This window comes from Enterobacter cloacae complex sp. ECL414 (assembly GCF_021869685.1).
Classification (GTDB): Bacteria; Pseudomonadota; Gammaproteobacteria; order Enterobacterales; family Enterobacteriaceae; genus Enterobacter; species Enterobacter kobei.
In genome coordinates this window covers 312553-325644 of sequence record NZ_CP091481.1, presented here as the reverse complement: position 1 = coordinate 325644, position 13092 = coordinate 312553, and the positions used below count along the sequence as shown (strand labels likewise).

General features: G+C 56.7%; 11 protein-coding genes. 5 read left to right on the top strand and 6 right to left on the bottom strand.

The genetic code is table 11. The features are described 5' to 3' along the window. Positions 1 to 106 precede the first annotated feature (106 nt). Positions 107 to 781, top strand: a complete 675-nt coding sequence (locus L3068_RS01500; protein ID WP_023331811.1) for a tetratricopeptide repeat protein — start codon at positions 107 to 109, stop codon at positions 779 to 781. 80 nt (positions 782 to 861) lie between these two features. Here the strand turns inward: L3068_RS01500 and gltP are convergent, their stop codons facing one another. Continuing rightward, on the bottom strand, positions 862 to 2175 hold the full coding sequence (gene gltP / locus L3068_RS01495) for a glutamate/aspartate:proton symporter GltP (protein WP_014882165.1): 1314 nt from the start codon (positions 2173 to 2175) through the stop codon (positions 862 to 864). Between the two features lie 423 nt (positions 2176 to 2598). Between gltP and acs the strand changes: the two genes are divergently transcribed. The 3 genes from acs to actP all read left to right on the top strand — a co-directional run bounded on the left by acs (position 2599) and on the right by actP (position 6655). Next, positions 2599 to 4557, top strand: a complete 1959-nt coding sequence (gene acs / locus L3068_RS01490) for an acetate--CoA ligase (RefSeq protein ID WP_023331810.1) — start codon at positions 2599 to 2601, stop codon at positions 4555 to 4557. Positions 4558 to 4694: 137 nt separating this feature from the next. Continuing rightward, on the top strand, positions 4695 to 5009 hold the full coding sequence (locus L3068_RS01485; RefSeq protein ID WP_014882163.1) for a DUF485 domain-containing protein: 315 nt from the start codon (positions 4695 to 4697) through the stop codon (positions 5007 to 5009). Continuing rightward, positions 5006 to 6655 carry a cation/acetate symporter ActP gene (gene actP, locus L3068_RS01480; RefSeq protein WP_014882162.1) on the top strand — a complete coding sequence of 550 codons (1650 nt, stop codon included), beginning with the start codon at positions 5006 to 5008 and terminating at the stop codon, positions 6653 to 6655. Before L3068_RS01485 ends, actP begins: the two co-directional genes overlap by 4 nt. Positions 6656 to 6687: 32 nt before the next feature. On the opposite strand, the gene L3068_RS01475 is transcribed toward actP, so the two are convergent. Together L3068_RS01475 and L3068_RS01470 are read right to left on the bottom strand one after the other, a co-directional pair. Beyond that, positions 6688 to 7377: an LrgB family protein gene (locus tag L3068_RS01475; protein WP_014882161.1), complete on the bottom strand. Its 690-nt coding sequence runs from the start codon at positions 7375 to 7377 to the stop codon at positions 6688 to 6690. After that, positions 7370 to 7780, bottom strand: a complete 411-nt coding sequence (locus L3068_RS01470; protein WP_014882160.1) for a CidA/LrgA family protein — start codon at positions 7778 to 7780, stop codon at positions 7370 to 7372. The genes L3068_RS01475 and L3068_RS01470 overlap by 8 nt, the downstream gene beginning before the upstream one ends. Before the next feature lie 102 nt (positions 7781 to 7882). Here L3068_RS01470 and L3068_RS01465 point away from each other — a divergent pair, with 102 nt between their 5' ends. After that, complete coding sequence (locus L3068_RS01465) at positions 7883 to 8770, top strand: LysR family transcriptional regulator (RefSeq protein ID WP_023331808.1); 888 nt, start codon at positions 7883 to 7885, stop codon at positions 8768 to 8770. Between the two features lie 80 nt (positions 8771 to 8850). Here the strand turns inward: L3068_RS01465 and L3068_RS01460 are convergent, their stop codons facing one another. From L3068_RS01460 to L3068_RS01450, 3 genes are all read right to left on the bottom strand, one after another. Then, positions 8851 to 10497, bottom strand: coding sequence for a Na+/H+ antiporter (locus tag L3068_RS01460; protein WP_014882158.1), 1647 nt, complete (start codon positions 10495 to 10497; stop codon positions 8851 to 8853). A 150-nt stretch (positions 10498 to 10647) separates the two neighbouring features. Further along, positions 10648 to 11997, bottom strand: a complete 1350-nt coding sequence (gene ghxP / locus L3068_RS01455) for a guanine/hypoxanthine transporter GhxP (RefSeq protein WP_014882157.1) — start codon at positions 11995 to 11997, stop codon at positions 10648 to 10650. A gap of 296 nt (positions 11998 to 12293) precedes the next feature. Then, entirely contained in the window at positions 12294 to 12965 is a 672-nt protein-coding gene (locus tag L3068_RS01450; RefSeq protein WP_023336606.1) for a glutathione S-transferase family protein, read from the bottom strand. Positions 12966 to 13092 lie beyond the last annotated feature (127 nt).

The following is a 13092-nucleotide window of genomic DNA, read 5'->3' as shown; positions in this document are numbered from 1 at the left end:
AGCGGGTAATTAATTAATGAACAAAGGGAGTGATATATTCACTCCCTTTTTTTATTTCCGCCACCGCGATTATACTGCGCGGCGTGTACCCAGAAGATAAGAATCCATGAAAGCCATTTTTCTGTTGTTATTCTTTATAACCTCGTTCGCCTGCGCGGATGAGATAGGCAGCCAGTATCTGAAGCAGGCGGAAGCGGGCGATGCCCGCGCCCAGTATTATCTTGCTGATACCTACTTCAGCTCGGGGGACCGCACACAGGCCGCGCGGTGGGCCGAAAAAGCCGCAAAAGGTGGCGATGTCGATGCCATGGCGCTGTTGTCGCAAATTCACTTTACGCAGGGGGATTACGCGCAGGCCAAGGCTCTGGCGCAGCAGGCAAACATTGCAGGCAGCAAACGCGGCGCGATCATGCTGGCGCGCGTGCTGGTCAACACTCAGGCCGGTCAAACCGACTATCCCCAGGCCATTAAGCTCCTGCAAACGGCGACTGAAGATATCGACAACGATTCGGCGGTAGACGCGCAGCTGCTGCTGGGGCTGATCTATGCCAACGGCGTTGAGGTGGCTCAGGATGACGTGCGGGCCGCGTCGTGGTTCAAGCGAAGTTCTACCCTGTCGCGAACGGGCTATGCGGAGTACTGGGCGGGAATGCTGTTCAGACAGGGCGAGAAAGGGTTTATCACGCCGAATAAGCAGAAAGCGCTTTACTGGTTGAACCTGAGCTGTACGGAAGGGTTTGATACGGGATGTGAAGAGTTTGATGCGTTGAGCGGGGAGTAAAGCGCCGGGTGGCGGCTTCGCCTTACCCGGCCTACAAAACCCGTAGGCCCGGTAAGCGCAGCGCCACCGGGCATAAGATGTTACCGATCGGCCGTCTTATCAAAACGCCCCAGCACCTCGCGTTCATACGCCAGCGCTTTTTTACGGTCGAATTTGTGTTCCCACTTGGCGATAACCAGCACCGCCAGGGCATTCCCCACCACGTTCAGCGCCGTACGCGCCATGTCGAGGATACGGTCGACACCGGCGATAAACGCCAGACCTTCCAGCGGAATACCCACGCTGCCCAGCGTCGCCAGCAGCACCACGAACGAAACGCCCGGTACGCCTGCAATACCTTTAGACGTCACCATCAGGGTCAGCACCAGCACGATCTCCTGCCACAGCGACAGGTCAATGCCATACAGCTGCGCAATAAAGATAGCGGCGATACTCTGGTACAGCGTTGAACCGTCCAGGTTGAAAGAGTAGCCGGTCGGCACCACGAAGCTGGTGATAGAGGCAGGCGCACCGTAAGCCTCCATCTTCTCAATAATGCGCGGCAGCACGCTCTCAGAGCTTGCCGTGGAGTACGCCAGAATCAACTCATCTTTCAGGATACGGATCAGGATCCAGATGCTCAGCCCGCACAGGCGCGCCACAATGCCCAGCACCACCAGCGCAAAGAACAGGATGGCGAAGTGCACCAGGATCACCAGCTTCGCCAGCGGCCACAGGGAGGCAAAGCCGAAGTTTGCCACGGTCACCGCAATTAATGCGAACACCCCAACCGGCGCGTAGCGCATCACCATGTGGGTCACTTTGAACATGGTTTCGGAGATAGAGCGGAAGACGGTGACCAGCGGTTCACGGTGCGTGGCAGGCAGCGAGGAGAGCCCCAGGCCAAACAGCACCGAGAAGAAGATGATCGGCAACATCTCGCCTTTCGCCATCGATGCCACGATATTGGTCGGCACCAGTGAAAGGATCGTGCCCATCAGGCCGTGCGCATGGCTCTGCACTTCCGCCGTTGTGCTTTGGTATTTCGAAATATCCACCGTGGCCAGCTGCGACATATCGATCCCGGAACCTGGCTGGAACACGTTTGCCAGGGTAATCCCCAGAATAATCGCAACCGTAGTGATCACTTCGAAATAGAGAATGGTTTTCGCACCGATACGGCCTAACTGTTTCGCGTCACCGACCCCGGCAATGCCGACCACCAGCGTCGAGATCACAATCGGCACCACGATCATCTTGATCAAATGAATAAAGATATCGCCCGCCGGGGAGAGCAGGTTGGCAATCAGCCATTCGCGGCTGTCGCTATGATAGTGGAGATAACTGCCCAGCAAGATGCCCAGCACAAGGGCTAGCAAGATCTGCCAGGCCAGGCTGACTTTAACGTTTTTCATAGAAACTGACTTCCTCAATGAAATCTCCGCACCAGCAAAACTGCATGAATATGGAGACATACTGAAAGGGTATGAATTGTGTTGCGTTGGTTTATGGGATTTTTTAACGCGGCGTATGAGTATCATTTGCGCGACCTGTTGCGCAAGCCTTAAAGAACGACGCATTTCACTGGGAAATGACGGTATAACGCGAGTTTGTCATTATCCTGATAAATAACCATTTGTTATAAAAACGCTTTTTTAAATCTAAATGCGAATAATCGTCAGGCTGAATTATTTCCCTTCAAAGTTTCATTCGCTCGTTTTTCAACCTCTTCAAACAATGCGTGATCTGTAGCCCAAATAATAAACAAAGCTTGTAAAGCCCCTACTATTAACGTTTTTGCGACATATTATTAACATCTTACAAGGAGAAAAAAAGCCATGAGCCAAATACATAAACACGACATTCCCGCAAACATTGCGGACCGTTGCCTGATCACCCCGGAGCAGTACCACGAGAAATATCAGCAATCAGTTTCCCACCCTGACGCCTTCTGGGGCGAGCAGGGACACATCCTTGACTGGATCAAACCTTATCAGAAGGTGAAAAACACCTCCTTTGCGCCCGGCAACGTCTCCATTAAATGGTATGAAGATGGCACGCTGAACCTGGCGGCGAACTGCCTGGATCGCCATCTTGCCGAACGCGGGAATGAAACCGCCATCATCTGGGAAGGCGACGATGCCTCACAGAGCAAACACATTACCTATAAAGAACTGCATCGCGACGTCTGCCGTTTCGCCAACGTCCTGCTGGAAAAAGGCATTAAAAAGGGCGATGTGGTGGCTATCTATATGCCAATGGTGCCGGAAGCCGCGGTTGCTATGCTGGCCTGCGCGCGTATCGGCGCAATTCACTCGGTTATCTTCGGCGGGTTCTCACCGGAAGCCGTTGCCGGCCGTATTGTCGATTCCAGTTCAAAACTGGTGATCACCGCGGATGAAGGCGTGCGCGCCGGACGCGGTATCCCGCTGAAGAAAAACGTCGATGAAGCGCTGAAAAACCCGAATGTCAAAACGGTCAGTAACGTTATCGTGCTGAAGCGTACCGGCGGCAAGATTGACTGGAACGAGGGACGTGACCTGTGGTGGAGTGACCTGATCGAGAAAGCGAGTGACCAGCATCAGCCGGAAGAGATGAATGCTGAAGACCCGCTGTTCATTCTTTACACCTCCGGTTCAACCGGTAAACCGAAAGGCGTGTTGCACACCACCGGCGGTTATCTGGTTTATGCGGCCACGACCTTTAAATATGTTTTCGACTACCACCCGGGCGACATCTACTGGTGTACCGCCGACGTGGGCTGGGTGACCGGGCACAGCTACCTGCTCTACGGCCCGCTGGCCTGCGGTGCCACCACGCTGATGTTTGAGGGCGTGCCAAACTGGCCGACCCCGGCGCGTATGTGTCAGGTAGTCGACAAGCACCAGGTCAACATTCTCTACACCGCGCCAACGGCGATCCGCGCGTTAATGGCGGAAGGCGATAAGGCCATCGAAGGCACTGACCGCTCTTCGTTGCGCATCCTCGGTTCCGTGGGTGAACCCATTAACCCCGAAGCCTGGGAGTGGTACTGGAAGAAAATCGGCAATGAAAAATGCCCGGTGATGGACACCTGGTGGCAGACCGAAACCGGCGGCTTCATGATCACCCCTATGCCTGGCGCCACACAGCTGAAGGCCGGTTCCGCCACGCGCCCATTCTTCGGCGTACAGCCTGCGCTGGTGGATAACGAGGGCAACCCGCTGGACGGGGCCACCGAAGGCAACCTGGTGATCGTCGACTCGTGGCCAGGCCAGGCGCGTACCCTGTTCGGCGACCACGAACGCTTTGAGCAGACCTATTTCTCGACCTTTAAAAACATGTACTTCAGCGGCGACGGCGCGCGCCGTGATGAAGACGGTTATTACTGGATCACCGGTCGCGTGGATGACGTGCTCAACGTTTCTGGCCACCGTCTGGGGACGGCTGAAATTGAATCGGCGCTGGTGTCGCATCCGAAAATTGCTGAAGCCGCCGTTGTCGGGATCCCGCACAACATCAAAGGCCAGGCGATTTACGCTTACGTCACGCTGAACCACGGCGAGGAGCCGTCACCCGAGCTGTACGCCGAGGTGCGCAACTGGGTACGTAAGGAGATCGGCCCGCTTGCTACGCCGGACGTGCTGCACTGGACCGACTCGCTGCCGAAAACCCGCTCCGGCAAGATTATGCGCCGTATCCTGCGCAAAATCGCGGCGGGGGATACCAGCAACCTCGGTGATACCTCAACGCTCGCGGATCCTGGCGTGGTGGAAAAACTGCTCGAAGAGAAGCAGTCCATCGCAATGCCTTCCTAGTTTTTTCTCCCTCTCCCCGTGGGAGAGGGCCGGGGTGAGGGCATCAGACCGCACCTTCCTCTCCCCTCACCCTAACCCTCTCCCCAAAGGGGAGAGGGGACTAAAAACAAACCAACCTTACCTTTGGAGACTCTGTGATGAATGACCATATTTGTCAGCAGATAGAGAATAGTGCGCACTACAGGGAGCTCGTCGAAAAACGGCAACGGTTTGCCTTCATCCTTTCTATCATCATGCTGATTATCTACGTCGGCTTTATTATGCTGATCGCCTTTGCTCCGCACTGGCTGGGCACCCCGCTGCACGCGGGCACCAGCGTCACGCGCGGCATTCCTATTGGCATTGGCGTGATTGTGATCTCCTTCTTGCTGACCGGCGTGTACGTCTGGCGCGCGAACGGTGAATTCGATCGTCTCAACAGAGCGGTACTGCAAGAGGTAAAAGCATCATGAAGCGGATCCTGACGGCGCTTGCCGCCACACTTCCTTTTGCCGCCCACGCGGCGGATGCCATCACCGGCGACGTTCAGCGTCAGCCGACTAACTGGCAGGCGATTGTGATGTTCCTGATTTTCGTCCTGCTGACCCTGTACATCACTTACTGGGCGTCGAAGCGCGTGCGCTCTCGTAATGATTATTACACCGCGGGCGGCAACATTACCGGTTTCCAGAACGGGCTGGCGATAGCGGGCGACTTTATGTCTGCCGCCTCGTTCCTCGGGATCTCCGCGCTGGTTTATACATCCGGCTACGACGGCCTGATCTACTCCCTGGGCTTCCTCGTCGGCTGGCCGATCATCCTGTTCCTCATTGCCGAACGCTTGCGCAACCTCGGGCGCTATACCTTCGCTGACGTGGCCTCCTATCGCCTGAAACAGGGGCCCATTCGTACCCTCTCCGCCTGCGGTTCGCTGGTGGTGGTCGCGCTATACCTCATTGCGCAGATGGTCGGGGCAGGTAAATTGATCGAACTGCTGTTCGGTCTGAACTACCACATCGCCGTGGTACTGGTTGGCGTCCTGATGGTGATGTACGTCCTGTTCGGCGGCATGCTGGCGACCACCTGGGTACAGATTATCAAAGCGGTCCTGCTGCTGTTCGGCGCCAGCTTTATGGCCTTTATGGTGATGAAGCACGTCGGGTTCAGCTTCAATAACCTGTTTACCGAAGCGATGGCGGTTCATCCAAAAGGAGAGGCAATCATGAGCCCGGGCGGGCTGGTGAAAGATCCGATATCCGCACTCTCCCTCGGTCTCGGCCTGATGTTCGGTACCGCGGGCCTGCCACACATTCTGATGCGTTTCTTCACCGTGAGCGATGCGCGTGAAGCGCGTAAGAGCGTCTTCTACGCCACCGGCTTTATGGGTTATTTCTACATCCTGACCTTTATCATCGGCTTTGGCGCGATCATGCTGGTAGGGGCAAACCCGGCGTTTAAAGACGCGGCGGGTGCGCTGATTGGCGGCAACAACATGGCGGCGGTGCATCTGGCCGACGCGGTGGGCGGTAACCTGTTCCTCGGCTTTATCTCCGCCGTGGCCTTCGCCACAATCCTTGCCGTAGTAGCGGGACTGACGCTGGCCGGTGCCTCTGCGGTCTCGCACGACCTCTACGCCAACGTGTTCCGTAAAGGGGCAAGCGAACGTGACGAGCTGAAAGTCTCTAAGATCACCGTGCTGGTGCTGGGTGTGGTCGCCATTTTGCTCGGTATTCTGTTCGAGAAGCAGAACATCGCCTTTATGGTGGGGCTGGCCTTCTCGATTGCGGCGAGCTGTAACTTCCCGATCATTCTGCTCTCCATGTACTGGTCAAAACTGACCACCCGTGGGGCGATGATTGGCGGCTGGCTGGGGCTGCTGACGGCGGTGATCCTGATGATTCTGGGCCCGACCATCTGGGTACAGATCCTCGGTCACGAAAGCGCCATTTTCCCGTATGAGTATCCGGCGCTGTTCTCGATTGCCGTGGCGTTTATTGGTATCTGGGTCTTCTCGGCCACCGACAACTCGCCGGAAGGTAACCTGGAGCGTGAGAAATTCCGCGCCCAGTTTATTCGCTCACAAACCGGCCTTGGCGTTGAACAGGGCCGCGCACACTAAGCCTTTCTCCCCGGTCTCTCAGGCCGGGGAGTTTAAAACATCACCCATGCCACCAGCGGTGCGATAAGCACCATCGTCACGCCAGAGAGCATCATCACCAGACTTGCCACCACGCCTTCCTGCTGACCCAGCTCATACGAACGCGCCGTACCTGCGCCATGAGACGCCGCGCCAAACCCTGCCCCTTTCGCCATCCCCTCCCGAATAGAAAGCCGCAAAAAGAGCATATCGCCCACCGCCATGCCAAAGACGCCCGTCACGACCACAAACAGCGCCACCAGATCCGGCTGCCCGCCAAGCGGTTTAGCCGCTGCCAGCGCAAACGGCGTCGTCACCGAACGCACGGCCAGGCTGCGCTGAATTTCATCGGGCAGCGTAAACAGCCGCGCCAGCCAGACCGAGCTACACACCGCCACCACCGTGGCAGTCAGAACGCCTGCGCTAAGCGACATCCAGTGGCGTTTAATAATATTCAGGTTGTCGTACACGGGAACGGCAAAGGCGATAGTGGCCGGGCCGAGCAGCCACAGCAGCCAGTGGGATTCCCCAATGTAGTTCTGCCAGGAAATATGGCCGAAGACCAGCATGAGCACCAGCAGGATGGGGGTGAACACCAGCGGCATGAGCGGCAGCGCGCGAAAGCGGCGGTACAAACGCTTGTTGGCAAAGTAGATTACGATGGTCGCAATCAGACACAGCACGCTTATCTGAACGTTAGTCATGCTTCTGCCTGCTGATTTCAAAGCGATAGACTTTATCCACCACCCAGGCAGTGGCGCCCAATACCATCAGCGTACTCAGGGCGATAACCGCGAAGATGCGCCAGCCGTCGACCATCAGCAGCTGGGCATAGTTCACCACCGCGACCACCGCAGGCACGAAGAACAGCAGCATCTCCGCCAGCAGCCAGCGCGCGCCGGCTCGCACCCAGCTAAGGGGCAACGCGCGACAGAGGATCAGCGTTAGCATTAGCACCATCCCGACCAGGTTGGCGGGTAAAGGCAGGTGCAGCCAGTCGACAAGATATTCCGCGAAAACAAACAGTCCGGCATAGAGCAGTACCTGAACCGGTACCTGGAGTCGTTGCACAACGGCAGGCGTAACACGACTTAACGCCACGGCCATGGGGGTTTTCCTCAAAATTGAGACGAGGCGCCAGTATAGTGAGCGCACGTCAGGGACAGAAATGAATTAAAATCATCGAAGGTATAGTTTCGAGGAATAATCATGGACATAAGAACGCTGCGCTATTTTGTCGAGGTGGTTCGCCAGCAAAGTTTTACCCGCGCAGCGGAGAAGTTGTTCGTTACCCAGCCGACCATCAGCAAGATGCTGAAAAACCTTGAGGACGAGCTGAACTGTACCCTGCTGCTTCGTGACGGACGCAAGCTGCTGCTGACGGATACCGGACGCGTGGTCTTCGAGCGCGGGCTGGCGATTCTGGCTGAGTTCCGCCAGCTTGAGGCTGAGCTTGCGGATATCAACCACCTTACCAAAGGGCTATTACGTCTTGGCATTCCGCCGATGGTCGGCATGATGATGGCCGGGCCGATTAGCCTCTTTCGTCAGCGCTACCCCGGCGTTGAGCTAAAAATTTCTGAATTTGGCGGCCTGACCGTCCAGCAGGCCGTGATGAACGGCGAGCTGGATGTGGCGATGACGGCCCTCCCCGTAGAGGAAGAGAGCGGTCTGGCGACGCTGCCGCTGTTCAGCCATCCGCTGTGCGTGCTCGTACCGCGCTCCGGTGACTGGCTGCAAATTGACTCGGTGAAACCCGAACTGCTCGGCGAACATCCGTTGCTGATCTACAACGAAGACTTCGCCTTAAGCCGCCAGCTGATGACGCTGTTTAACCAACATAATGTGAAGCCACGCATTGCGGTGCGCAGCGGTCAGTGGGATTTTCTGGCCGCGATGGTTCAGGCTGGCGTGGGGATTGCCATTCTGCCGCAGCCAATTTGCGAGCGGCTGGATAAAAACACCCTGCGCTGGATCCCGCTGGAGAGCGAGCTGCACTGGCAGTTAGGGATGATCTGGCGTGAAGGGGTGTATCTGTCGCATAGCGCGCAGGCGTGGCTGGAGTGCTGTAAGGGGTTTTGGGTGCAGTCTGAATAGTGCCGGGTGGCGGCTTCGCCTTACCCGGCCTACGATTCGAATGTAGGCCGGTAAGCGCAGCGCCACCGGGCAAAAGCGCGCTACTGATTCTCTATCAACAACGCTTCCAGCAAATCCAGATCGTGCAGCAGCTTTTGCAGCGTCTCGTTGCTGATCTGCCGCGTGGCACGCAGATGGTACAGCTCGGCACGCTCTGAACGCAGCGCCGCCAGGCGGAACCGGCGTTCCAGGTTTTCCTCCTGCAGCGAGCTTTCCACGTCATTACGTCCGTCAGCCCGACGGCGCAGGTTACCAATCACGCGGGAACTCACTTCCGTCAGCAGCTGATTATCGATGTTCTCGTCTGTATCCGCCGCCAGACGCTCTTCCATTTTCTGAATAGCGACTATCGCCACTTCGGCGGTAGCCGCACGCGCAATACGCTCCTCTTTATGCTGTTGGGTCGAATCCCCGGCGTCAATGTGCTGCAGTAAAATCGGCAGCATCACCACGCCCACGAACAGCGAGAAGAGGATCACGCCTGCCGCCAGGAACACCAGCTCGTAGCGCGCCGGGAAGACATCGCCCGTCGGCAGCAGCAGCGGAATAGAGAGCACACCGGCAAGGGTGATCGCCCCACGCACGCCAGCGAAAGAGGCAATCAGCAGCTCGCGTGTGGTCCAGGAGCCAAACTCCATCGGCTTTTTCGTCAGGAAGCGCACGCTGAATTTCTTCATCGTCCAGAGCCAGCCAAAACGCACCAGCATCAGTGCCATGTAGATCAGCACGATGTCGGTAAACAGCATCCAGACTTCAACGTTCGGATCGGCCTCTGCCGCAATCAGCGAGGACTCCATAATGCCCGGCAGTTGCAGGCCCAACAGCAGGAATACCATGCCGTTAAACACGAACTCCAGCATCGCCCAAGTGCTGTTGGCACGCAGACGCATTGCCAGCGGCGCGCGACGCATCACGCCGGAGCGGGTGATGGTCATCCCTGCCGCTACCGCCGCCAGAATGCCCGATACGCCAATATGTTCGGCAATCAGGTAGGAGGCAAACGGCAGCAGGAAAAGCAGTACGATTTGCGTGGCGGGTTCATCACCGCCCCAGCGGCTGAGGAAGCGCAGGGAGCGGCCATACAGCCAGCTCACCACAAAGCCCGCGAGGATACCGCCAATCGCCACTTTGAAGAATTCCAGCGTCGCGCCGCCAATGGTAAAGACCATCGTCCCCATGGCAACCGCCACGGCAAACTTCAGGGCGACCAGACCAGAGGCGTCATTCATCAGCGCCTCGCCCTGCAAAATCCCCATGATTTTCTTCGGAATACGACCTTCACCCACAATGCCGGAAAGCGCCACGGCATCGGTTGGCGAGAGCACGGCGGCCAGCGCAAAGGCGGGGATTAACGGGATACCCGGTACGGCCCAGTAAATCAGGAAGCCAATCCCGACGACGGTGACGACAACCAGCGCCAGCGCCAGGCCGAAGATCTCTCGCCCGTGCTCAAGGAATTCGCGCGTGGGCGTTTTCCAGCCATCAGCAAACAGCAGTGGCGGAATAAACAGCACGAGGAACAGTTCGGGGTCAAATTCCACGTGCAGGCCAAACGTCGGCCACGCCAGCAGCGCGCCGATGGCAATTTGCATTAATGGCAGGGGGACCTGAAAGGGCAGTACGCGTGTAACCACCCCGGATAATGAGACCACAAGGGTCATGATGAGTATTGTGAAGAAGATTTCCATGCGTTCCCTGTTTGCTGTGTTACTTATGTACTACGGAAGGCGTCGTGCCTTTTATTCTATCTTCTTCAGAGTAACGCAAAAGGCAACGGGATGAGCTCTGAAAATAAAAACGGGCGGCCTGAGCCACCCGTTTTCGCATCAATGGACAACTTAGATGGCCCAGCCGCCTGCGTAGAATGCCACCAGCGCAACGGCGATCACCACGGTGCCGATGTTCAGCTTGCGCCATTCACCAGAGACCAGACGACCAATGACCAGCGACGCGAAACCGATCATGATGCCGGTCACGATGTTACAGGTCAGCACGATAAACACGGCGGTAATCAGGCCAGACATGGCATCCACGAAATCCGCAAAGTCGATCTTCGCCACGTTGCTCAGCATCAGCAGGCCGACATACATCAGCGCTGGCGCGGTCGCGTAAGCCGGTACCAGATAAGAGAGCGGAGAGAGGAACAGGATCAGCAGGAACAGCACGCCGACGGTGATGGCCGTCAGGCCGGTTTTACCGCCTGCTGCCGTGCCCGCTGCGGACTCGATATACACTGCCGCAGGCGCTGCGCCCACCAGTCCTGAGAAGACGCTGCTCAGGGAGTCAGTCGTCAGGGCTTTGCCGCCATCAATAATCTGACCGTCTTTATCCAGCAGGTTAGCCTGACCGGCCACCGCGCGAATCGTACCGGTTGCGTCAAACACGGCGGTCATCACCAGTGCCAGCACGCTTGGCAGGATTACCGGGTTAAGCGCACCGACGATATCCAGGCTGCCAATCAGAGAATTGCCCTTGTCATCGCTCAGCGACGGCATGGCGAAAATACCGGAGAAGTGGACGTTCGGATCGAAAATCAGGCCGACAATGGATACACCGATAATGGTCAGCAGAATGCCGCCCGGCACTTTCAGTTTTTCCAGACCGATAATCACCGCCAGACCGATCAGCGACATGATCACCGGGAAGCTCGCGAAATGCCCCAGCGCCACCGGCAGGCCGTCCAGCGGGTTCTTGATCACCAGGCCCACGCCGTTAGCGGCGATCAGCAGCAGGAACAGACCGATGCCAATACCGGTGCCGTGCGCCACGCCCTGCGGCAGGTTGCGCAAAATCCAGCTACGAATGCCGGTAGCAGAGATAACGGTGAACAGCACACCCATCAGGAACACAGCGCCGAGTGCGACCGGTACGCTGATCTGCTGACCCAGCACCAGGCTGAACGCGGTGAACGCGGTCAAAGAGATGGCGCAACCAATCGCCAGCGGCAGGTTCGCCCACAGCCCCATCACAATGGAGCCCACACCGGCTACCAGGCAGGTCGCGACAAAAACAGCTGCTGGCGGGAAGCCCGCTTTACCCAGCATGCCCGGCACAACGATGACGGAGTAAACCATCGCCAGAAACGTTGTCAGACCGGCAACAACTTCCTGACGCACGGTGCTGCCGCGAGCCGAAATTTTAAACATGGCGTCAAGTGAACCGCCGGTACGCGCAGATGGCGTAGACATAGAAAACATCCCCTGAGAGTTTTTATAGAACGTTCATAAGCGTGGTGGAGACACCACTGCCAGCTAATACGTCAAATCCTTGTTTTGCGTTTGCGACGAAAGGGCGTCACAAAAAAAGCAAACGTTTAGCTCCGCGCTTAAAAACGGGTGGTCAAATTAAGGCAAACGATTATCCAGCCTAAACACCGCCATTTTCAACTGAACTTTATCGTTTTTCACTAAAATTCGCTTATGACGCTGAAGAAATAAACAGAGGATGCGCAAACGTTATCGTCTATGCGCAATTTGTTTACATTTCAATCCTCACCCGGGATGGATAATGGCCCCCCCTGTTCCAGGGTTCGCCTCCAGCCGGGACTGTTATCGACCTTTTGCTTCCAGGCCTCAATATGCGGCAGATTGTCGATGCCCCCACGCGCCAGCAGGGCAAAGATCGGGAAACTCATCTGAATGTCGGCCATGCTGAGCGCGTCCCCGGCAAACCAGCTGTTTTGAGCGAGATGCGAATCAATAAAGCGCGCATGCGTTTCCAGCTGGGGATTGAGATACGCTTTCTGCACCCCCTTACCCAGCGCCTTGCCCAGGAGTCGGATGCCTGGCGGCACGGGCGGCTTGCCGAGGCTGTTGAAAACCAGCTTCATTAACAGCAGTGGCATCAGCGATCCTTCCGCGTAATGCAGCCAGAAGCGATATTGCACCTTATGCGCCGGATCTAACGGCTTAAGGCGCGATTCGGCATCATAGGTTTCCTGGAGGTACTCCAGAATGGCACCCGATTCCGCGAGGATCAGTCCGTTATCTTCGATGATGGGTGATTTGCCCAACGGATGCACCTTTTTGAGAGCCTCCGGCGCCAGCATGTTCTTTTCGCGCTGGTAGTGAACGATCTCATAAGGCAGGGCGAGTTCTTCCAGCGCCCAGATCACACGATGTGAGCGCGACTGGTTAAGGTGATGTACCGTGAGCATGGTCTTCTCCTGTGATTCATACTTTTTAACTATAGAAAATTGAACAACACCGCGAAAAAAATTCGGCTAAAAACCGGTCAGCGACGCTGGCGAAAAAACCGGTCTTGCATAGAATTAAAGTGTCAGC